The sequence below is a fragment of the Methylosinus sp. C49 genome (genome assembly GCF_009936375.1).
Taxonomy (GTDB): Bacteria; Pseudomonadota; Alphaproteobacteria; order Rhizobiales; family Beijerinckiaceae; genus Methylosinus.
In genome coordinates this window covers 1,625,760-1,646,776 of sequence record NZ_AP022332.1, presented here as the reverse complement: position 1 = coordinate 1,646,776, position 21,017 = coordinate 1,625,760, and the positions used below count along the sequence as shown (strand labels likewise).

General features: G+C 62.4%; 26 protein-coding genes. 9 read left to right on the top strand and 17 right to left on the bottom strand.

Going from position 1 to position 21,017, the window contains the following annotated elements:
- Positions 1-230: 230 nt before the first annotated feature.
- From fliP to GYH34_RS07885, 4 genes are read right to left on the bottom strand one after another with little or no spacing between them, the layout of a single operon-like run.
- Positions 231-965 (bottom strand): flagellar type III secretion system pore protein FliP, encoded by a 735-nt coding sequence (gene fliP / locus GYH34_RS07900; protein WP_161913099.1) that lies wholly within the window; start codon positions 963-965, stop codon positions 231-233.
- On the bottom strand, positions 962-1,534 hold the full coding sequence (locus GYH34_RS07895; protein ID WP_161913098.1) for a flagellar basal body-associated FliL family protein: 573 nt from the start codon (positions 1,532-1,534) through the stop codon (positions 962-964). The genes fliP and GYH34_RS07895 overlap by 4 nt, the downstream gene beginning before the upstream one ends.
- Positions 1,535-1,553: 19 nt before the next feature.
- A complete protein-coding gene (flgH, locus tag GYH34_RS07890; RefSeq protein WP_161913097.1) occupies positions 1,554-2,279 on the bottom strand; it encodes a flagellar basal body L-ring protein FlgH in 726 nt (241 codons plus the stop codon).
- A complete protein-coding gene (locus GYH34_RS07885; protein WP_161913096.1) occupies positions 2,276-2,827 on the bottom strand; it encodes a hypothetical protein in 552 nt (183 codons plus the stop codon). The genes flgH and GYH34_RS07885 overlap by 4 nt, the downstream gene beginning before the upstream one ends.
- A gap of 241 nt (positions 2,828-3,068) precedes the next feature.
- Between GYH34_RS07885 and GYH34_RS07880 the strand changes: the two genes are divergently transcribed.
- Positions 3,069-3,737 carry a response regulator transcription factor gene (locus GYH34_RS07880; protein WP_024879095.1) on the top strand — a complete coding sequence of 223 codons (669 nt, stop codon included), beginning with the start codon at positions 3,069-3,071 and terminating at the stop codon, positions 3,735-3,737.
- A gap of 71 nt (positions 3,738-3,808) precedes the next feature.
- Here GYH34_RS07880 and GYH34_RS07875 read toward each other — a convergent pair whose 3' ends face one another.
- The 13 genes from GYH34_RS07875 to GYH34_RS07815 form a co-directional block, all read right to left on the bottom strand.
- The gene (locus tag GYH34_RS07875; RefSeq protein ID WP_244635314.1) at positions 3,809-4,276 is read right to left on the bottom strand and encodes a flagellar basal body-associated protein FliL; all 468 of its coding nucleotides are present in this window, start codon (positions 4,274-4,276) and stop codon (positions 3,809-3,811) included.
- A gap of 16 nt (positions 4,277-4,292) precedes the next feature.
- Positions 4,293-4,676: a hypothetical protein gene (locus GYH34_RS07870; protein ID WP_161913095.1), complete on the bottom strand. Its 384-nt coding sequence runs from the start codon at positions 4,674-4,676 to the stop codon at positions 4,293-4,295.
- Between the two features lie 86 nt (positions 4,677-4,762).
- Positions 4,763-5,230, bottom strand: a complete 468-nt coding sequence (locus GYH34_RS07865) for a rod-binding protein (RefSeq protein ID WP_161913094.1) — start codon at positions 5,228-5,230, stop codon at positions 4,763-4,765.
- Positions 5,231-5,273: 43 nt separating this feature from the next.
- Positions 5,274-5,666, bottom strand: a complete 393-nt coding sequence (locus tag GYH34_RS07860) for a hypothetical protein (protein WP_244635313.1) — start codon at positions 5,664-5,666, stop codon at positions 5,274-5,276.
- Between the two features lie 5 nt (positions 5,667-5,671).
- The gene (locus GYH34_RS07855; RefSeq protein ID WP_161913093.1) at positions 5,672-6,427 is read right to left on the bottom strand and encodes a flagellar biosynthetic protein FliR; all 756 of its coding nucleotides are present in this window, start codon (positions 6,425-6,427) and stop codon (positions 5,672-5,674) included.
- Positions 6,424-8,508: a flagellar biosynthesis protein FlhA gene (gene flhA / locus GYH34_RS07850; protein ID WP_161913092.1), complete on the bottom strand. Its 2,085-nt coding sequence runs from the start codon at positions 8,506-8,508 to the stop codon at positions 6,424-6,426. The genes GYH34_RS07855 and flhA overlap by 4 nt, the downstream gene beginning before the upstream one ends.
- A gap of 53 nt (positions 8,509-8,561) precedes the next feature.
- Positions 8,562-8,828 carry a flagellar biosynthesis protein FliQ gene (gene fliQ / locus GYH34_RS07845; protein WP_018264558.1) on the bottom strand — a complete coding sequence of 89 codons (267 nt, stop codon included), beginning with the start codon at positions 8,826-8,828 and terminating at the stop codon, positions 8,562-8,564.
- Positions 8,825-9,238: a flagellar hook assembly protein FlgD gene (flgD, locus tag GYH34_RS07840; protein WP_174242381.1), complete on the bottom strand. Its 414-nt coding sequence runs from the start codon at positions 9,236-9,238 to the stop codon at positions 8,825-8,827. The genes fliQ and flgD overlap by 4 nt, the downstream gene beginning before the upstream one ends.
- A gap of 13 nt (positions 9,239-9,251) precedes the next feature.
- Entirely contained in the window at positions 9,252-9,662 is a 411-nt protein-coding gene (flbT, locus tag GYH34_RS07835; protein WP_161913091.1) for a flagellar biosynthesis repressor FlbT, read from the bottom strand.
- Positions 9,663-9,669: 7 nt separating this feature from the next.
- Positions 9,670-10,017, bottom strand: coding sequence for a flagellar biosynthesis regulator FlaF (gene flaF, locus GYH34_RS07830; protein WP_018264555.1), 348 nt, complete (start codon positions 10,015-10,017; stop codon positions 9,670-9,672).
- Positions 10,018-10,044: 27 nt separating this feature from the next.
- Positions 10,045-11,094 (bottom strand): flagellar hook-associated family protein, encoded by a 1,050-nt coding sequence (locus tag GYH34_RS07825; protein WP_161913090.1) that lies wholly within the window; start codon positions 11,092-11,094, stop codon positions 10,045-10,047.
- 14 nt (positions 11,095-11,108) lie between these two features.
- Positions 11,109-12,596: a flagellar hook-associated protein FlgK gene (flgK, locus tag GYH34_RS07820; protein WP_161913089.1), complete on the bottom strand. Its 1,488-nt coding sequence runs from the start codon at positions 12,594-12,596 to the stop codon at positions 11,109-11,111.
- A gap of 24 nt (positions 12,597-12,620) precedes the next feature.
- Positions 12,621-13,862, bottom strand: coding sequence for a flagellar hook protein FlgE (locus tag GYH34_RS07815; protein ID WP_161913088.1), 1,242 nt, complete (start codon positions 13,860-13,862; stop codon positions 12,621-12,623).
- 76 nt (positions 13,863-13,938) lie between these two features.
- Here GYH34_RS07815 and GYH34_RS07810 point away from each other — a divergent pair, with 76 nt between their 5' ends.
- The 8 genes from GYH34_RS07810 to GYH34_RS07775 all read left to right on the top strand — a co-directional run bounded on the left by GYH34_RS07810 (position 13,939) and on the right by GYH34_RS07775 (position 21,016).
- On the top strand, positions 13,939-14,520 hold the full coding sequence (locus GYH34_RS07810) for a hypothetical protein (protein ID WP_161913087.1): 582 nt from the start codon (positions 13,939-13,941) through the stop codon (positions 14,518-14,520).
- An 81-nt stretch (positions 14,521-14,601) separates the two neighbouring features.
- A complete protein-coding gene (locus GYH34_RS07805; protein WP_161913086.1) occupies positions 14,602-14,862 on the top strand; it encodes a hypothetical protein in 261 nt (86 codons plus the stop codon).
- Positions 14,863-15,318: 456 nt separating this feature from the next.
- Positions 15,319-16,716: a methyl-accepting chemotaxis protein gene (locus GYH34_RS07800; RefSeq protein WP_244635312.1), complete on the top strand. Its 1,398-nt coding sequence runs from the start codon at positions 15,319-15,321 to the stop codon at positions 16,714-16,716.
- Positions 16,717-16,718: 2 nt separating this feature from the next.
- Positions 16,719-17,189, top strand: a complete 471-nt coding sequence (locus GYH34_RS07795; protein ID WP_024879078.1) for a chemotaxis protein CheW — start codon at positions 16,719-16,721, stop codon at positions 17,187-17,189.
- Between the two features lie 43 nt (positions 17,190-17,232).
- On the top strand, positions 17,233-17,511 hold the full coding sequence (locus tag GYH34_RS07790) for an STAS domain-containing protein (RefSeq protein ID WP_161913085.1): 279 nt from the start codon (positions 17,233-17,235) through the stop codon (positions 17,509-17,511).
- Positions 17,508-17,873, top strand: a complete 366-nt coding sequence (locus tag GYH34_RS07785; RefSeq protein WP_018264546.1) for a response regulator — start codon at positions 17,508-17,510, stop codon at positions 17,871-17,873. The genes GYH34_RS07790 and GYH34_RS07785 overlap by 4 nt, the downstream gene beginning before the upstream one ends.
- A gap of 36 nt (positions 17,874-17,909) precedes the next feature.
- A complete protein-coding gene (locus GYH34_RS07780; protein WP_161914932.1) occupies positions 17,910-20,066 on the top strand; it encodes a chemotaxis protein CheA in 2,157 nt (718 codons plus the stop codon).
- Between the two features lie 71 nt (positions 20,067-20,137).
- On the top strand, positions 20,138-21,016 hold the full coding sequence (locus tag GYH34_RS07775) for a protein-glutamate O-methyltransferase (RefSeq protein WP_161913084.1): 879 nt from the start codon (positions 20,138-20,140) through the stop codon (positions 21,014-21,016).
- Position 21,017: the final 1 nt, after the last annotated feature.

Here is a 21,017-nt window from a genome sequence, read left to right as displayed (position 1 = left end):
CATCCCGGAAATTCACCGGCTCGACGGAAGCGGCATCATGCCTTGGGCGCCCGGCCCTATCCGAAGAACTCTGTCGACGGCGCGCCTGCGGTTCCGCATGGCCGCGCTCGACAATCGGATATTACACGCCGGGCGGAGGATCGCCACAATTCACGAAAAATGCGATTAATGAAGGGCTAACAGGGATTTGGAGCCGCGCTCGGCGGCCGGCGCTCCCTGTGGACGCCGCCTCAGCCGTAAGAGCGGATGAGGCTGCCGACGAGGAGATTCCACCCGTCGATGAGGATGAAGAACAGCACTTTGATCGGCAAGGAGATAGCGGTCGGCGGCAGCATCATCATGCCCATCGACATTGTGATCACCGCGACGACCATGTCGATGACGAGAAAGGGCAGCACGATGAGAAAGCCGATCTCGAAGCCGCGGCGCAGCTCGGAGATCATGAAGGCGGGGGCGAGAACCTGGAGACCGAGCTTCTCATAATCTCCGGTCGTCCCTTTGTCCTTGGTCAAATTCTCGAACAGCTTGATGTCCTTGTCACGCACATTGGCGATCATGAACTTGCGGAACGGCTGCGAGATTTTGTCGAACGCCTCCACCTCGGTGATCTTATTGTCCATCAACGGCTTCAGCCCGTCCTTCCAGGCCGCGTCGAAAGTCGGCGCCATCACATAGAAGGTCATGAACAAAGCGAGGCTGATGAGCACGAGATTGGCCGGCGTGCTCTGCAGCCCCAAGCCGCTGCGCAGAAACGACAGCGCTATGGCGAAGCGGGTGAAGCTCGTCACCATGATGAGCAGGCCCGGCGCGATGGAGAGCACCGTCAGCAGAACGAGGATCTGGACGATCCTTCCGCTGGCCGCGCCGCCGCCCGAAGGCAGCAGGGCGTTGAGATCGAACCCCTGCGCCACAGCGGCGGTCGGCGTGAGGAGGAGAAGTAGAAGGAGAGCGGCGGCGCGCTTCATTGAACGACCAGAGCTTGAATGATGACCTCCTGAATATGCCCTTCTGACCGTGTCGCCGCCCGATCGGTCAGATCTTCATGCAAACGCCGCAGGCCGTCCGAGCCTTCGAGCGAGGCCAGAGTCATCGTCCGCAGAAAGGCGACGATGTCCGCGGTCACTTGCGAGATCAATATGTCCGGCTGCGGCACGGCTTGGGAGTCATAGACGATCGACGCCTGAAGGCGCACCCATCCGGTCTCCGGCACGGCGAGATTGGTGACGATCGGCGCGAGCTCCTTGAGCTTCATCTTCGCCAGCGGCGCATCCTTCGCGCCTTCGCTGGGCGCGGCGGCGCCATGTCCGCCATGTCCCTTATCGACGGGCTCGGCGCTCTTTTTCGGCGCCGCGCTCTCGGCCGGGGCGGGCTCCCCGGATTTTGCGGCCGTGGCCGGATCGCCGGTCAGCGTGAAGCCCAAAAAGCCGCCGCCCCCGGCGCCGAGCACCGTCGCGACGATGAGCGCGAGCGCCAGCTGGCCGGAGGACGACGAATGCGTTTCGGCGGCGTTGGAGGTGCCAGACGGCGCGGCCACGTTCCTTCCCCTTCCTGTCTCAGAACGGCGCGAATATGTCGTAGGCCTGCTGCCCCCATGCGGGCTGCTGCACCTCCGTCAATCGCCCACGTCCGCCATAGGAGACGCGCGCCTCGGCGATTTTGTCATAGGAGATCATATTGTCCTTGCCGATGTCGCGCGGCCGCGCGATGCCGGCGATCGTCAGCACGCGCAGCTCGTAGTTCACGCGAATCTCCTGCGATCCGCGCAGCATGAGATTGCCATTGGGCAGAACCGCGGTGACGACGGCGGCGACAGAAAGCCGAATCTGCTCTGATCGGTTGATGGACCCCTGCCCCTGCGTCGAGCTGCTCGATTGCAGATCATTATTGACCGTGCCGGTCCATTTGCGCTCGGGCGGCGCCGATGATGCGCCGGCGAGGAAATCGAACAGAAACGACCAAGTCGTCTTGACCTTGGAATCGCGCGAGCGATCAGTGGAATTGCCGAGCACCGCCTTGTCGTCCATAGATATATTGACGGTGACGACATCGCCGACCGTCATCGCGCGCACGTCGCGGTAGAGATTGACCCTGTTCTCGTCCAGCCGCATCTGCGGCCCGAGGGCGGGCGGGCGCACGGAGCCGGTCGGCAGCTGATCATCATAGGCGGACAAGCCGCTCCCGACAGGGCTCATATGCGGCTCGCGCCCGATGTCGCGCGGGTCCGTCGCGCATCCCGCCAGCGCCAGCGCCGAGCCGATCGCTATAGCCAGATGCTTCATTGCTTCTTTCCGCCGCCGACGAGGCTCGACAAGGCGGCGACCTTCTTGGTCAGCACGACGGCGCGAGCAGCTTCCATCTCATTGAGGATCGCGCTAGACTGCTTGGGCTGCAGCCGCATGAGCATGGCCGCCGCCATGTCCTCCTCCATATTCGCGAATTGCGCAGCGGCGGCTTCCGGCCGCATGCGTCCATAAATGGAGACGAGCCGCTCGTCCGTCTGCTTCAGCAGCGAATCATAGCGATCGAGCACATCCTGCAGCTCCGCCCGCTTGGCTTCGAGCTCCGCGGTGCGCTTGGCGATTCGCTGTTCGATGTCGAGCAGCTCCTTCTCTTGCCGCGCATTGCGCGCGGCGCCGGCGGCGGCCGCTATATCCGCGCAATATTGCCGCGCGTCGGGAGGCGGCGGCGCAGCGCGCGCTTCTCTCATTCGCGGCGGCTCCTCCTTGGCGACAGGCTCCGCCTTCTTCTGCTCCGCCGCAACGGCGAAGGCGCATGACACGAACGCCGCCGCGGCGACGAGCGGAAGCGCCTTTCGCAAATTTGACATTGGATATGGCCCGGGATCTGGCTCGACGCCCATCTTCGACGCCGCATAGGCTGACCGATCCGCCTTGCGTGTGGCTTGCACGAGTCGCGGCGCGCGACTCGCGTCGAGACACAGGCTGGTAAAGAAAGCATTACTTTATTTGGTTACTATTTCGTTGACGCCGCGGAATCGATGCGGCTAAGTAGTCCCTATAGTGATTCGCGCAGATTGCCAGGGCGAGACGGATGTCAAGGGGACGGCAATGTTCATAATCGTCGATGAGCGTGAACTGGTGACGAGTGGGTATGCGCGCCACTTCGGCCAGGAGGGAATCTCCTCGGCGGGGTTCTGTTCCGGGCAGTTCATCGATTGGGTCGACTCCGCGGTCGAGACGGATATGCTCGCGGTGGAGGCCTTTCTGATCGGGGAGTGCCCGGAGCGCGAGGAGTTGCCGAAGCTCATTCGCAAGCGCTCTCAAGCGCCCGTCATCGCGATGAACGAGGCGCCGTCGCTCGAGCAGACGCTCGGCCTGTTCACAGCGGGCGTCGATGACGTCGTGCGCAAGCCGATTCATGTGAAAGAGATTCTCGCGCGCGTCTACGCGATTCGGCGCCGCGCCGAGACACGCCGCGATCATGCAGTGGTCGGGCCGATGCAGGTGTTCTTCGACGGCCGCGATCCGCTGGTGCGCGGAGAACCTTTCAACCTGCCACGCCGCGAGCGCAGGATTCTCGAATATTTCGTGATGAACCGCGGGCGCCGCTTGACCAAGTCGCAGATCTTCAATGCGGTCTATGGTCTCTTCGACGATGTGGTCGAGGAGAACGTCGTCGAGAGCCATGTGAGCAAGCTTCGCAAGAAGCTGCGTGCGCGCCTCGGCTACGACCCGATCGATTCGCAACGCTTCCTCGGCTATATGATGGTCGGCTGACAAAAGCCGTTCCAAGCTCTTCGATGAACGGACAAAGGCGCTGGCCGGCGTTTCGCCGGCCAGCCTTTTTTTCAGTGTGGGATGTCGTCTTTCGGGACGAAGGCGAAGCTCTTGACCAATGTCTCGCGCACGAGCTCGCCACCGAGCCGCTGATTGATGCTCTTGGTGAGCTCCTTCGTCAGCGCGTTGAGATCGTATTTTTCGATCCGTCGAAAATCGAGATTATTGTCCGCATAGAGTCGACGAAACGCTTCGTCCATCACATAGCTGTCGGCGTCCACCGGCGCGCCGCCGCCGCCGTGTCCGCCTTTGCTCGACGCCTCGACGACATAAGCGAACTCCGCAGAAATATAGCCCTTGAGGGTCCCTTCCGAGATGATCGGAACGGTGATCGGCTTGACCTTCTTCACCTCGAGCTTTTCCGCATGCTGCGCCGCCTCTCCCGGCGCGCTGCGATGCGATTTCCAATAGGACGCGCCGAAGGTCGAGCCGAGCGTCACCACGCAAGCCCAGATCCCGATCAAAACCATGCGCATCATCGATAGGACTCCAAGATCAACGTTCCAAAGACGCTCTCGTGGAATAAGTTCCGTCCGACTCCGCAAGCTCGATCGTGCAGATCATGATGCCGGCAATTTCGCGCATCGCGCGAAGCCGCCGTTCCAGCAGTTGTCCATTTTCGACGAGCGTCGCGCGCAGCAATTCGATCTTCGCTTCGATCGCCGCCGAACGCGGGGCCGCATACGCGCGCGAGGCGCGCGAAAACTCCAACAGCGCGTGCGTCTTGCGCGCGTTGAAATCCTCGAAGTCGACATTGGCGCGTGATCGCAGCGCCTCCGTCTCGCGCTCTATCAGCCGGGTCAGCCGATCGACGCAGCCGACGAAAGCCGCACGCCGCGCCTCCTGAGCATGATCGCTCCGAAATGGCGCTCCACTCATTCTCTCATCGCTATATCGATGCGCAGCCATATCCCATATCCATTCGAACCGAGTTCAATCACCGATCGTCGACAGCGTCGACGACCTCATGATGTCTTTGCGCGCTCGTCGCTCGACGCCAAATTGCGATCGAGCAGCTTGCGCAGTCCGAGGCCGCCCGCTTTCGCGATCTGATCGCCGATCTGCTCGGCGATCATCGAGCGCCATACATCGCCCGCGGTCCCATGACCGAAGTAGCCGTTTTCCGATTTCGGAAGCATCGTTTCCAGCGACGATTGAATGATAAACGCCTCGAATTTCTGCGTCGCTTCACCGGGCCGAATCGTCGCCCGCGTCACAGCCGCCGTCCCATCCCAGACCACCGGCGTCGCGACGAACGGCTTGGCCGATATCGACCCCTTGCCATTATCCGCGACAACGGCCGCAAAGCCATCGACATTGGTCGGCGTAGCGTTGGAGACGTCGCTGAGGCGCGTGACCGCCGCATTGCGACGAACAGGATCCGCGGCTCTGGCGACTTCCGTGACGAGATCAGTTGCTGGAAAGATCGACATCGGTCTCCAATCCTTCGACTGCGACTTTTCTACATGCGCAGACTTACGGCGCGCTGAAGTCGCGCGCCCTCGCGCAATGCTCGATCACCTCACGCAGCGCCTCCGCCTCCATAGCACGGTCGCGCTCCATCTGAGCGTCGGCGACGAGCCGCTCCGCCTGCTTCACGCGCTTGGCCTGCTCCAAGGTCACGCTCGTCTGCCGATCGACCTCCTTGCGAAGCTCTTGCTGCTGGCGAATATTGGCTTTCAGCCTTTGCAGCACCACCTCGGGGAAGAGCGCGATCATCGTGCGGTTGTCGTCGAGGCATTCGACAATTCGCGTCTCCTCCTCCTTCAATTCCAGCGCCCTTCGCTCGAGCCGAGACAAGCGCCCCACCTCTATGCGATGCAATTGCTCGTGCACCGCGAGAATCCGCCGCTGATTTTTCCAATTCATCGCCATTATCCCGACAAGAGCCAAGCGCCGAACGCCGAGGCGAAAGCCGTGAAGAAATCATCCGCCATCACATAGAACCAATAGATGCCGAGCCCGATTAGCAGCGGCGTCGAGACGAAATAGACCGGAACCGACGGCGTCATGCGATTGAGAAAGCCAAAGGCGAGATTGACGATGAAGCCGAACAAAAGAAACGGGCTGCTGATGCGCAATGCGAGCAGGAACGACTGCGACAGCACATTCGAATACTCCCGCAACATGCCGTCCACCGGCATTCCATCCCTCACGGGAATTGCAGAATAGGATGCGAAAAGGCCACGAATCATCTCCCAATGCTGATCCAGCACGAAGATGAGCGTCGTCGCGCCGAGCATGATGAAAGAGCTCATCGCCGGCAGCGTCTCGGTCTCCTCGATCGCCGCTCCCAAAATATTTCCGAGGCCGGTCGTCATCGCCGCCGCCGTCGTCAACGTCTCCAGCGCGAAGAAGAACAGCCTCGCCATCGAGCCGATCAGCACGCCGATGACAAGCTCCCCGAGCACGACGAAGAGAACGCCGCCCGGCGTGGCGTTCTCCACCACTGGCGTCACGACGTCGGCGAGCGCGGGGGCCAATGCGACCGTCAATCCGATAGCGATGAACAATCGCGCGCGCACCGGCACCCTCTGGCTCGAAAAGCCAGGTATCGTCATGATGCAGCCGCCGATCCTGCAGAATAGCACGAAGAGCGTCGTGACGACGCTCGTCAGCCCCGCCGTCACGAAATCGTCCCGAGCGATTTGATCTCCACGCCGCGCGCGATCTCGAGATGCGACAGAATAGGTAGCGCCGAGAAGAGACGACCGATGATCATTTTTACGTAAGGCCGCGCTTCCGGCGTCGTCACCACCGCGAATACGTCGCCGCGCTCTATGCGCTCGCGAATCGCCGCCCCGGCCTCCTGGCCGAACTGCTCGATGAGCGAGGGATCGGCGTTGAACTCGACGATCTCGCCCTTGGCGTCTCGGCGTAGGCTCTCGTGGAAGAACAAGTCCCAGCGCGCGCCGAGACGGAGCACGCCAAGCGTGCCGTTCACCGCTATCTCGCCGCAAATTTGCGGCGCCAGCCGCGTCCGCACGTGCTCGACGATCGGCTCCGCGCGCCGCGCATAAGGAACGACCTCGCTGACCGCCTCCAGAATGAGATCGAGATTGCGAATCGAAACGCGCTCGGCGAGCAGCAGCTTGAGCACAGAATGGAGGCCGGAATTGGAGATGAGATTCGGCACCATCTCGTCGATCAGCTTGCGATATTCGGGCTCCAGACGATCGAGCAGCATGCGCGCATCGCGATAGGACAAGAGCTGCGAGAGATTATTGCGCAGCACTTCCGAAAGATGCGTGAGCAGCACGGAAATCGGATCGACAGGCTCGAATCCTTCGCGCCGCGCCTCGGCGACGAGCGCATCGGGAATCCAGAACGACTTGAGGCCGAAAGCCGGATCGACCGTCTCATCGCCAGGAAGATCGGGCTGGCGCCCCTGCCCGACGATGATGAGATGCTGACCGAGCTGCAATTCCTGTGTCGTCACGACAGTGCCGTGGATCTTGATCTGATAGCTCTTCTGCTTCAGCGCGAGATCGTCGGTGAGCTTGATCTCTGGAATCACGAAGCCATACTGACGCGCAAAGTTGCGCCGCATCTTGCCGACGCGATGCGCGAGTTCGTCCTGCGACATCAGCAGACGGGCGGACAGCTGCTTGCCGAGACAGAGCTCGACGCCCGGAGTTTTCAAATACTCACGGATCGAATCCTTGGCCTCCGCCTGCGCGCGCCTGTCATCCTCCGCCTTCTTGGCTTGCTCGCTCGCGCGGAGCTTCGCCGCCTGCTTCGGCGTGGAATAGGCGACGAAGGCCATGGCGCCGCCCAGCATCATGAAGGGCGTGAGCGGCAGCCCCGGCATCATCGCCAGCACGAACAGCAGAGACGAAGCGACGTAGAGCGCCTTCGGATAATTGCCGAGCTGACGAACGATGTTCTGCTCGGTCGAGCCGCGCGTGCCGCCCTTCGAAACGAGAAGGCCCGCGGCGAGCGAGACGATGAGCGCTGGAATTTGCGAGACGAGACCTTCGCCGACGGAGAGCTTGGTGAACACATCGGCTGCGCTCGACAAAGGCATGCCATGACGCGTGACGCCGATAACGATGCCGCCGAAAATATTCACCGCGAGAATAACGAGACCCGCGATAGCGTCGCCTCGCACGAATTTCGAGGCGCCGTCCATTGAACCGAAAAAGGAGCTCTCCTCTTCCAGCTCGCGACGCCGCAGTTGCGCCTGCTTCTCATCGATCAGCCCGGCCGAGAGATCGGCGTCGATCGCCATCTGCTTGCCGGGAATCGAGTCGAGCGTGAAGCGCGCGCCGACTTCGGCAATACGCGTCGCGCCCTTGGTGATAACCAAAAAATTAACCGTTACGATGATAGCAAAGACCGTGAGACCGATAACGAAGTCGCCGCTCATCACCAATTTGGAAAAGCCGGCGATGATATATCCTGCGGCGGCCGTTCCCTCCGCTCCATGTCCGAGAATGAGGCGGGTCGTCGCAATGTTGAGCGAGAGACGCAATATCGTCGCGACGAGGAGAATAGTCGGAAAGGCCGAAAATTCGAGGGGCTTCTGGATCCAGAGCGACACCATCAATATCAGCACGGCGAGCGCAATCGAGAACGCGAGACCGATGTCGATGAGGAAAGGCGGGATCGGCAGGAAAAAAATGCAGAGGATGAAGATGATCGCCAGAGCGAATCCGACGTCCTTCGCGCGTCCCTCGGGCGCGCCACCTGCCAATGCGACGTCGGTCATCTTTCGCCCCCAGCGCCGCCTAGCGTCCCGCGACGTCGCGGGCGCGGCCGCTTTCAGAATCCCTTCTCGATACGCGAATACGCATAGTCGGTGAACGCTTGGATCTGCGCGCCGACAAATGGCGCGGAGAGCCCGAGCGCGACAAAGATCACGATGATCTTCGGCACGAAGGTCAAGGTCATTTCCTGGACCTGCGTGAGGGCCTGCAGCAGCGCGATGACGATGCCGACCGCCATTGCGGCGCCGACCACCGGGCTCGAGACAATGAGCACGGTGAAGATTGCGCGCTGCATGATCTCGAGCGCGTCCGCCTCGTTCATTCGCTCACCGTGACGCCCGACCCGAGAGCAATCGTCGCGCCATTGGTGAGAGTTGCGGTCACCCCGGAGCTCGATGTCGACACCGAGGCGACGACGCCCGAGGTGGAGCCGTCCGAGGACGACACCGTCTTGCCGATGAACGAGCTCGCTTGCGTGAGCAGATTGGAGTTCAAGATCGAGGTCAACGTCGCATTCGTCTTGACCGCCTGCTCGACCGATGAAAACGACGCGAGCTGAGAGACCGTCTCGGTCGGATCCATCGGCTTGGTCGGATCCTGATACTTCATCTCGGTCACGAGAAGCGTCAGAAACTGATCGTAGCCCAGCGTCTGCGTCGAGCTGCTCGAAGACGACGTCGAGCTCGAGCTCGAGGTCGCATTGGTGACGGCGGTCGTCGAGGTCACAGTCACTGTATCGCCCTCCTCAGGCTGCTTTGCCGCTGTCCTGCGCCCCGTTCGGCGCCAGTATCTCGGACTCGAATGGAAACAGCGCGCGGATCGTCTTCAACGCATCGAACATTCGCTTGTCCTCGACATATTTCGCAGCGAGCGCCAGCCCGTTGAGAATTCGAGGGTCGGGAAAGGCAGTGTTGAGGGACGCCAGCATGCTGCGGCACATGTCCAATGCCGCCGCCGTATCGTTCGGCGACATCAGCATCAGCTGCACGACGAAATACAGCTGTCGCAAAGGCGACGTGGCGTCCTTCGCCTGCATCACATGATTCTCGAGCAGGAAGGTCACGTCATTGAGCAGCTCGATGCAGACCTTTCGATCGGCGCGGATCACCGCGCCGTTGAGATAGAGCTTCTCGCCCCGCCGTAACGAAATATTCATGCCGCCCTCAGCTCAGTCCATCGGCGATCATTTGATTGATCTCGATGACGCCGTCGAAATTATCCGACCTACCGCAGTCGATCGCCTCGAGCTCACGAAGAATCCAGAGGCCGATCGAGATGAGCGAGGCTCGCAACGCCTCGGGAAGCGCGTTTCCGTCACTGCCGAGATCTTCGATGAAGACAGTCCAGATTCGGCGCATATTCGCGGTCGCCTCGAAGGACTCGCTGCTGCGCACGCCTTTCACCTTGGCCACTGCGAGCAGCCGGATAGCCCTCTCGAGCAAGGCGCGCTCTCGACCACGGGCCACAGCGGGGGAGTCTTCGACCGTCTGAGCATAGACATTACGATACATGCGATTCTCTTCGGGTCATGCGTTCGCTCAGATATATTTCGACAGCGTGAGCTGCTGAATTTTTCCGGTCAGCGTATACGACGTCTCGAGCTGAGTGGTCAGATTGTTCAGCCGCGTCGACGCCTCATATGGATCGACGTTTTCGAGCGAGCCGATCTGCGTCGTGATCATGTCACGCTGCGCCGACAACGAGTCGTTCGCATCCGAGACACCCTTCTGCATCACGCCGACGGTCGCTCGCAGACTGGTGAGCCCGGATATTGCGTCAGACATTGTCGCCGATGCAGTCTCGAGAATTTGTTGATATGCGGAGCTGCTCAAAGAATCGACGCCGAGATCAGCGACCATAGTATAGGCCTGAGCGAGCTGGCGCAGGGCTGTCTCATTGGCGGAAACAGAGGTCTCGGACGTCTGCGACAAGGAAATTCTGTTCGTCACCGTCTCATTCGTCGCGCTGGACCAATTGCTGCTCCACCCCGACGCGGAGAACAGATCGGCGAATGAACCCGAGAGAAACGTCTGCATCTGCTGGTCGGTGATCGCGCTCGCGCCGGAATCGCCCTGCGCGATGCCGAAGGAGCCGAAAAACGCCTGATCGACCGCCTGCTTCGCGGTGGAGGGAGAAGTAGAGAAATAGTCCGCGAGTGGCGCGACGCCGGTGTTGACGCCGCCGAAAATCTGCACGCCGTCGACGCTGGTGTCGAGCGTCGAGATCAGAGCCTTCAGTCCCGACTCCGCATAGCCCTTGATGGCGCCGGGATCGCTGCCGGCGCCAGATTGGGCGCTGACCAGCGTTTGCAGAAAATTCTGCGCCGTGCTGGCGATCGAACTCAGCGCCGTATCCGTCGCGCTGAGGCGCGTCGTGATGACATTATTGCTCGCGGTGAGCGCCGCGAGATCATCAGCGCGAAAACCGTAGGAATAGTCCTGCTGTATCGCGGAACCGAGGCCGAGGCCGATATCGGCGAGGCGGCCGGTCGAGACTTCCGCCTGGGTCTTCGAGAGCTGCGTCTGAACGTCGAGGACAGACCGTCGCAGCGCATTGGTGAGCGATTGGGTCGAGGTGATCGAGACCATTTGCCGTCCGTTCGTCAGAGCGCCTGGAAGAGCGCGGTATACATGGCGTCTATGGCCGAGATGAGCTTCGCCGACGCTTGATAGGAGTTTTCCAGATCCAGCATTTTGGACAGCTGCTCATCGAGATTGACGCCGGTCGCGTTGGAGAGCGCGTCGGTGGTCTGTGACAGCAGGGTCGACTGATAGGATTCCGTATCCGTCGCCTGTTGCCGCTGCGCTTCGAACCAGCCCAGGGAGGACGTCGCGAAGTCTATCAACGACAGGCTGGAGCCGAGGCCCGCTGAAGGATCGAAGCTCTGCGCGGTCGAGAAGGATGCGACGAGCTCGTCTATGCGATCCGTGTAGCCAGCGGCGCCGGTCGTGTTATAGAGATAGGCGGAGTTGGTCGGGTCGGAAATGCCGCCGTCGCGCAATCTGTCGAGGTCGCCGCCTTGGCTCGGATCGGCGTTCGGATTGACGATGATCTGGCCGGCGAGGCCCGGCGCGACGCTCGCCCCGGGCACTGACGTCGCGCCGGAATAGGTGAACAGCCCCGGCGCCGTCGTTCCGAATCCAGATTGATCGCTTTCCGCAAAAGCGGAGATCAGCCCGCGCGCGGTTTCGTCGAGCTGACTTTGATATTGCGGCGCGACGACATCGCGAAGCTGCGTGAGGCCTTGCAGCTTGCCGGATTGAATCGCCATGGAGGCGGAGGCGCCCGTCACTGGCACGCCGTCGACATAGACCGCATTGCCCGTCGTCGAGGCCGTGTAGGCGCCTGTGGGCTGAAACGTCACAGATCGCGCCGTCGTCTCGAAGAGGGTCGCGCCTCCGTCGGCGTAGATCACCATATCATTATTGGCGCGCGTGACCGTGGTGACGCCGATCTCGGAAGAGAGCGATTTGAGCAGGGACTCGCGCTGATCCAGGGCGGAGGACACATCCCGTCCGACCTGCGTGCCGGCGACGATTTCGGAATTCACCTGCTGGAACTGTGACAGGAGCGAGTTGATATTCGCGACTGAAGATGCAATCTCGCTATCGGCCTGCGTGCGCAATTGCTGGACGGTCGAATCGGCCGTGTTGAGCGCCTGGGCCACCGCCTTGGCGCTCGAGAGCACATTTTGCGCAACCGTCGCGCTGGAAGGCGATGCGCTATAGCTCTGCAGCGCGCTCTTCAGCGCCGAGAGCAGCGACGCCGGCGAGCGATTCGTGCCGGTGTCGGACGCCGTGCCGGAGGAGAGGCCGAGGGCTTGATCTATCTGATCGAAGCCGGAAGACAGCGCCGCCGCCGAGGCTTGCATAGCGGTGGCCTGCAGGGAGTTCTGAACGAGCGCCGCATTGGTGGCGCGCGCGACGCCATCGATCTGCGCGCCGCCATTGGAGCTCGTGGAGACGAGCGCTGTCTTGGTCGCATAGCCGGAGACATTCACTCCGGCTATGTTGCGTGATACGACATTTATTTGCGCGGCGATCGTTCCGAGCGATTGATTGGCGATCGCTCCGGCATTCGTGAGTGACATGGCGACCGCCTATCTTTTTGTCGCTTACTTCAGATTGTTCAGCACTTGCATCACTTCGGACGCGACCTGGAACACCTGGCTGTTGGCGGAGAAGGAGCGCTGCGCGACGATCATATTCGACAATTGGGTGGCGAGGTCGACCGTGGAGCCCTCGAGCTGATCGGATGCGATCGCGCCCATGCTTCCAGAATTGGCGTCGCCGAGATAGGCCGCGCCGGATTCCTTGGTGACGGCGAACGTGTTGCCCGAGAGCGCCTGCAAATTGGTCGGGCTCGCGACCGTGCCGAGAGGAATTTTATAGGCGGATACCGACTGGCCATTGCCGAGCACATAGCTGAGCGTGCCGTCCTTCGCGATGCTGACGCTGCTGACCTGCGAGGCCGCATTGCCGTTGATCGTCGGATTGGAGACCGAGTAGGAAGAGCCGAGCTGCGTAATGCCGCTGAGATCTAGCGTGAGCGTGGAGCCGTTCGGAACGGCGATCGACGCGCTGGAGCCGCCGGTGATGCTGCCGTCTGTCGCCGAGAAATTGAGTGTCTGAGTCACGAGCGCGCCAGACGAATAAGGGAAGCCGCCATCCGTCGCAGTCGAAGCGTCGAACACCGACATTTCCCATTCGTTCGACGACGTTTTGGAAAAATAGACGTCCAGCGTCACGGCATTGCCGAGATTGTCATAGGCGGTGACGGACGTCTTTTTCGAATAGGTCGCCGACGCCGAATTGGCGGAAGGCAGATCCGCCGCGGCGATCGTCGAGGCGGTGGACGGAAGATTGGCGGTCAGCGAGCCCTCCGTCGAAGCTGTGGCGATCTCCTTGCCATAAGGAATGGCGACGGCGGTGAGACCGGACGGATCCGTCGGCGCGGAGGCGGCCGACGAGCTGTAGCCCATGAGATAATAGCCGGCCGTATTGACGAGCCGACCTTGCGAGTCGGGAAGGAATGAGCCGGCGCGCGTCAGATAGCTGTTGCCGGCGGCGTCGCTGACCACGAAAAATCCGTCGCCCTGAATGGCGAGATCGGTCGCCGATGTCGTGGTGAGGGTGGTGCCGGATTTGGTGACTTCAATGACATTGCTCGCGCTGACGCCGCCGTCGACGTCCCCGCCGCCGCCGTTGAAGCTCGTCAACAGCGTCTGGAAATGGGTTGTCGCCTCTTTATAGCCGACGGTGCTCGAGTTGGAGATGTTCTCCGCGACCGCGCTGAGCGCCGTGGTCTGCGCCGACATGCCCATAACCGACGTGTTGAAAAGCGCGCTCGCCGTCATCTGTCATTCCTTCATATCCGTGAGACGCCGGGATTAGAAGTCTCGAGGCTTGCGTGAGGCTGTCGGCTGCGCGCGAATGACGCTTTCGGTGAAAACGGTTAACCTTGAAATAATATCGCGCTCCTATCTTTCACACGCCGACGGGAGGCTCGACTTTCCGAGAAGCTCGGCGCGATCGACTAGAGGGGCGTTGGAGTTGACGAGACGAGATGCGATCAAGCCGCTTTTGAACGGCATGAAGGCGCGAGACATGGGCGCAGGCGCATGGCTTCGCTCGGTCACGTCGCGAATACTTCCGCGCGAGGGCGTCGTCACTTATTCCGTTGTCGTGGAGGAGCCGCCGTCGTTCATCGAGCGTCGTCGGGAGGCGCGGCGTCCGGTGCATTTGCAGTCCGGCAAGATCCTCGACGGCGACGAACGCTTTTTGACGGAATTTCTCTACCGAAACCGAACGGGCGGCGGCATTCGGCTGCGCCTCGCCCAGCGCGTGCCGCTGCCCCGCTCCATCATTCTCTATGACGATCAGCAGGGCGCGCTGCTGGCGGCCAATGTGATATGGCAGAATGGCGTCGACGCCGGCTGCCGAATGAAGGGCCGCTGGCCGCACAATGAGAAATTGCTGCTGCGGATGAGCGGCCCATACTATTCACTTCAATGAGTAGCACGGAAGCGGCGCAAGGCTCGCACCAGATTTGATTACTAATTTCTTAACGACCCGCCGTTCCTGGGAGACTCCACAATGCACCCGATCAATGAATTGAAGCAGCTTCGCGAGCAGATGATCGAACAGCTCACGCAGATCCCCGAGTATCAGGCGTTGAAGGCCATGGAGCGGTTCATCGGCGAGCTGTCGAGCATCTATGACGGCGCGAATGGTCAAGCAAACGAGCCGGCGATGCACAAGCCGACAGTGGCTGCGATCGACAATCGTCACAAGAGCGACATCGCGAGCGCTTCGCCGCGAGTGACGCCTTATATCCCCGCGCATCGCGTGGCCTGATCCATCGGTGGAGCGATGCGCCGAATCGTCGGCGCAGCGGCGTGTCCATTTATGTCGAATCGCGGCGTCCGCCAGCGGCGGACGCCTCTATAGCCCGCTAATGAAGATTTAACCGCCTATCGCTAGGCTGTAAGCATATCGGGTTGACCGTTCAGACGTCGGTCAAAAGCATGAAGCTGCCTCGATATGCCGGCGATCCGGCATGTCCCCGTCGGGGGCGCCTCTTTCCGCACGATCAGTCGAACCAACGCGACACCGCTTCCCGCGTGGAGCCTCGCGCGCGTGACGGGACCTCGCGTCCTTTCGTCTGCCTCAGCGATAGCGAGGTCGTACGTCGCGACGGAAGCCGAGCGTCGTTACTTCAGCAGCGGGGGCACAGCGGTGAAAACATACGCGAGACTTGTTGCGCCCATCATCGGAATCGCGGTCGGTCCCATAGTTTCCCTCGGTCCGCACATGCTGCAGAGCGCAGTCTCCTTCGATCCTCTATGGGGAGCCGTCGGAGCGAGCGTGTCGCTCATCGGCGCGATCACCGCTTACCGCGTGGTCTCGAGCCGCATATCCCGTCCGACAACGTCTCTCGTCGCCGCGCTAGAGCGCATTCGTAATGGCGATCTCGAGACGCCGGTCGTGGACAGCGGCAAAGGCGGCGAGCTGAGCGCCGTTTTCGACGCCCTCGAGAGTCTTCGATCCACATTGCAGAGCGACATGCGTCGCCGCGCCGATGCGGCGAGCGCGGAGCAGCGCTCCGCGGCCGAGCGCCGCGCATCGCAGGACGCCGAGTCGCGCGGCTATGTCGCTGCGCATGAATTCTTCATGAAGTCCTTCACGGAAGGGCTCGAGCGCCTCGCGGCCGGCAATCTCAAGCACAGGCTCAATGAGCCCTTCTCCTCTGATTACGAGAAGATTCGTCATTGCTACAATGTCGCGCTCGACAAGCTGCGCGGCGCCTTCGCGGATATGCTCGGCCATATAGACGGCCTCACCTCGCGCACCGGCGAGATCGCTGGAGCGGCGGATGCGCTGGCGCAGCGCACCGAGCAGCAGGCGGCGAGCCTCGAGCAAACTTCCGCGGCGCTCGAGCAGATCACCGCTACGGTTCATAAGACGTCGGATGGCGCGCAGCGCGCGGCCGGCGTCGTCTCGGAGGCGCAGGCCGACGCCACGCGCAGCAGCGAGATCGTGCGCAATGCGATCGAGGCGATGGGGCGCATCGAGACCTCGTCGCGCCAGATCGGCCAGATCATCGGCGTCATCGACGAGATCGCCTTTCAGACCAATCTTCTCGCGCTCAACGCCGGCGTCGAGGCCGCGCGCGCGGGTGAGGCGGGACGCGGCTTCGCCGTCGTCGCCTCCGAGGTGCGCGCGCTCGCCCAGCGCTCGGCGGAAGCCGCGCGCGAAATCAAGAGCCTCATCTCGACATCCTCCTCGCAGGTCGAGGATGGCGTGACTCTGGTCGCGCAGACCGGCAAGTCGCTCGATCGCATCGTGGATCAGGTGGTCGAGGCGAACAAGGTAGTGGTCGAGATCGCCAATGGCGCGCGCGAGCAGGCGACCGGCCTCGCAGAGGTCAACACGGCCGTCGCCCAAATGGATCAGTTCACGCAGCAGAACGCCGCAATGGTCGAGGAGACGACCGCCGCGAGCCATGGCTTGAAGAGCGACATCGAGCGGTTGGCCACATCCGTCGCCGCCTTCGATCTCGGCGAGCGCGGCGAGGCCGCGGCTTTTGCGCCCAAGCGGCAAATGCCGCTTTCGACGAACAAGGCGCAGCCGCGGCGCGTCACGACGCGTGGCGGCGCGCTTCCGAAAGAGCAGCCTGCGCAGGTCGAGGAAGGCTGGGAGGAGTTCTGATCATGGCCGAGACGATTTCCCGGGTGGCGACGAGCGAGGCGAAGGAATTCATCGCCTTTCACATCGGCGCCCAGACATTCTGCATCGACATAATGGCGGTGCGCGAAATTCGCGGCTGGACGCCGGCCACGCCATTGCCGCATGCGCCGACTTTCGTGCGCGGCGTCATCAATCTGCGCGGCGCCGTGCTGCCGGTCATCGATCTCGCGACGCGTCTCGGACTGATGCAGAGCGAGCCGACGGCGCGTCATGCCGTCATCGTCGTGCAATCGGCCGGGCAAGTCGTCGGCCTCCTCGTCGACGCCGTGTCGAATATTCTGACGCTGACGCAGGATGCGATTCAACCGACTCCCGAGGTCGCCTCCGAGATCGCGCGGACATTCGTGAAGGGCGTCGTCGCCGCGGGCGACGAGATGATCAGCGTGCTGACCATTCAGAATCTGCTGCCTGAGCCGGTTCTCGACGCGGCTTGAGCCATAGCCTCGCCCTCCCCCGCAACGACATAGAGACGAGCCGATGGTCACTGTCAGCCTGCCCGAGATCCTCGACATTCGCGCGGCCTCTCCGCTCGCCACGGAGCTTCTGCAGGCGCGCGGCAATCCGCTGACGATCGAAGCCTCGAGCGTCGCCAAGGTCGGCGCGCAATGCATCCAAGTCCTGCTGTCCGCGCATGCGACCTGGACGGCCGATGGACTGCCCCTGAATGTCGCCCATCCGTCCGAGCCTCTCCTCGACGCACTGGAGACGCTCGGCATTCCCTTCACCGACATTTCCGAACAGGAAAGCACGAAATGAGCAAGACTATTCTGACCGTCGACGATTCCCGAACCATGCGCGAGATGCTGATGCTCGCTCTGTCCGAAGCGGGCTTCAGCGTCGTGCAGGCCGAGGATGGAGTGCATGGGCTGGAAGTGCTCGAGAAGGAGACGCCCGACGTCATCGTCACCGACATCAACATGCCGCGCATGGATGGCTTCGGCTTCATCGAAGGCGTGCGTCGGCACGAGAAGCATCGCGGCGTTCCGATTTTGGTGCTGACAACGGAGAGCGACGGCGAGAAGAAGGATCGCGCGCGCCGCGCCGGCGCGACGGGCTGGATCGTCAAGCCGTTCAATCCCGTGAAGCTCGTGGACGCGATTCGCCGCGTGGCTGTGTAGAGCGTAGCGTTGCAAGGGAGATCGCCCGTGGATCCGATGGCCGCCATCAAGCAGACATTCTTTCAAGAATGTGAGGAGCAGCTCGTCGAGCTGGAGAGCGGGCTGCTCCGAATGGAGGATGGAGACGACGACCTCGAGACCGTCAACGCCGTGTTCCGCGCTGTTCACTCGATCAAGGGCGGCGCGGGCGCTTTCGGCTTCGACGAGCTCGTGGAATTCGTCCATGTCTTCGAGACCACGCTCGATCTCATAAGATCCGCCAAGCTCGCCGCGACGCCGGCCGTCACCAAGACGCTGCTGCGCGCTTCCGACGTGCTCGCCGATCTCGTTCGCGCCGCGCGCGAAGGCGGCAGCGCCGACGCGGGCGCGGTGAAGGTCATAGCGGACGAGCTCAGCGCCCTGCTCGGCGGCGCCCCGCGACATGGCGACGACGATGGCAAGGTCAGCGTCGAGGCGCTCGACTTCCAGCCGGTCTGCATCTCGCTCGATTCCATCTTCGACGTCGGCGAACCGGAGGCGCCGGCGACGCAGGATTTCATCGTTCGGTTCAAGCCGAGCGCGGGGCTTTACGCCAAGGCCAACGAGTCGCTGCGCCTGTTGCGCGAGCTCGGCAGCCTCGGCGAGATGAGCGTCGAATGCGATATCTCCGAGATTCCGCTGCTGTCGGAGCTCGACCCGGAAGGCGCCTATCTCGGCTGGACGATTCGTCTGACGACGAGCGCTTCCGAAGCGCAGGTGCGCGAGGTGTTCGAGTTCGTCGAATGGGATTGCGAGCTTTCAGTCGAGACGGCCGATGTCGGCAAGCTGCTCGAGGCTCTGCAGGAGTCGCTCGAGCCGCATGAGGCGCCAGAGGCCTCCGCCCCCGTCGCCGAGCCCAAGCAGACGAGTGTCGCCATCGATCCCACGCCGGCCTCCTTCGCCGCGCCGAGCGACGAGCATCCTGCCGCAGCCAGGGCGGAATCGGCGAAGGGCGAAGGCTCGGCCTCCGTGCAGGCGACAATCCGCGTCGATCTCGATCGCGTCGATCGCCTCATCAATCTCGTCGGCGAGCTGGTCATCAATCAAGCGATGCTGTCGCAGCGCGTTTCGGAGGCCGGCCTCTCGCGCGCCTCCTCCGTCGTGATCGGCCTCGACGAGCTCGAGCAGCTGACGCGCGACATTCAGGACAGCGTGATGGCGATTCGCGCGCAGCCGGTGAAGCCGGTGTTCCAACGCATGTCGCGCACCGTGCGCGAGGTCGCGTCGATGACCGGAAAGGCCGTTCGCCTCGTCATGGACGGCGAGACGACCGAGGTCGACAAGACCGTCATCGAGCGGCTGACCGATCCGCTCACTCATATGATCCGCAACGCCGTCGATCACGGCATCGAGAAAGCGGAAGACCGGATCGCCGCCGGCAAGCCGGAAGAAGGCTCGCTGCGACTTTCCGCGACGCATCGCTCGGGCCGCATCGTCATAGAGGTCGCCGACGACGGCGCCGGCATCAATCGCGCGCGCGTGCGTCAGATCGCCGTCTCCAAAGGGCTGATACCGGCTGAGGCAAATCTCACCGACGACGAGATCGACAATCTCATCTTTCTGCCCGGCTTCTCCACCGCCTCGTCGGTCTCCAACATCTCCGGGCGCGGCGTCGGCATGGATGTGGTCAAGCGCGCGATTCAAGCGCTCGGCGGCCGCATCTCCATCTCCTCCGTGCCCGGCCGCGGCTCCACCTTCTCGATGAGCCTGCCGCTCACTCTCGCCGTACTCGACGGCATGGTCGTGACCGTCGGCGGACAGACTCTGGTCATTCCGCTGACCGCGATCATCGAGACGCTGCAACCCAAGAAAGAGAGCGTGCACGAGCTCGGCGCCGGCGCGCGCGTCATCGCCACGCGCAACACTTTCACGCCACTGATCGACGTCGGCGCCGTGCTGCTCTACCGCGACGAGCCGATCGAGGCGACATCGCAGGTCGCGCTTCTCGTCGAGTCGGAAAGCGGCGCCAAATGCGCGCTGCTCGTCGACGCCATCCAGGGTCAGCGCCAAGTCGTGATCAAGAGCCTCGAGACCAATTACGGCCATGTGCACGGCATCGCCGCCGCGACGATTCTCGGCGACGGCAGAGTGGCGCTCATTCTCGACGTCGATGCGATCGTGGCGCGGCCGCGCGCCGATATGATCGTGGCCGAAATGCCGGCCGCGGCGGAATAAGCCGCCTCGCCGCCAACATCGCGCCCCGCCTCGCGTGGGGCGCCGCTCCAAATAGAATCGCAAGCAGCCGCATGAAAACCCGCAACCTCGCCACGGCTCCGCTCGTCCCTGGAGAATTCCTGCTGACGCAGGACGACTTCCGGCGCATCGCCTCGATCTTGCACGAGGACGCCGGCATCTATCTTCCAGACTCGAAAGCGACGCTCGTCTATTCGCGTCTGGCCAAGCGGTTGCGCAGCCTCGGCCTCGAGAGCTTCCGCGACTATTGCGCGCTCATCGTCAGCGAGGATGGCGTCGACGAGCGGCAGAAGATGATGGCGGCGCTCACCACAAATGTGACGCGCTTCTTCCGCGAGCCGCATCACTTCAAGCATCTCGAGGAGAATGTGCTGGCCAAGCGCGCCGCCGCCGTGCGCAAAGGCGCGCGGCTGCGCATCTGGTCCGCGGCCTGCTCCAACGGCCAGGAGCCTTATTCGATCGCCATGTCGATCCTCTCCGTCATACCGGAGGCGGCCGATCTCGACGTCAAGGTTCTCGCCACCGATATCGATCCGAACATGGTCGCCGCCGGCGCCAATGGCGTCTACAGCCGCGAGATCATGGAAGCGGTGCCGTCGCATCTGCGCAGCCGCTGGTTCACGCCGCTCGGCGCTGGCCGCGACGAATGGGGCGTGACGGAGGAGCTCGCCGCGCTCGTCTCCTTCCGCGAGCTCAATCTCATCGGCCATTGGCCGATGAGCGGCCGCTTCGATGCGATCTTCTGCCGAAACGTGGTGATCTATTTCGAGGAGAAGACGCAAGAGAACATATGGAGCCGCTTCGTTCCCCTCCTCAATCCCGAGGGACGTCTCTACATCGGCCATTCCGAGCGCGTGTCCGGCGCGGCCACATCCGCCTTCGAATACGACGGCGTCACCACTTATCGGCTTCGCTCCAGAGGAATTTCGTAAG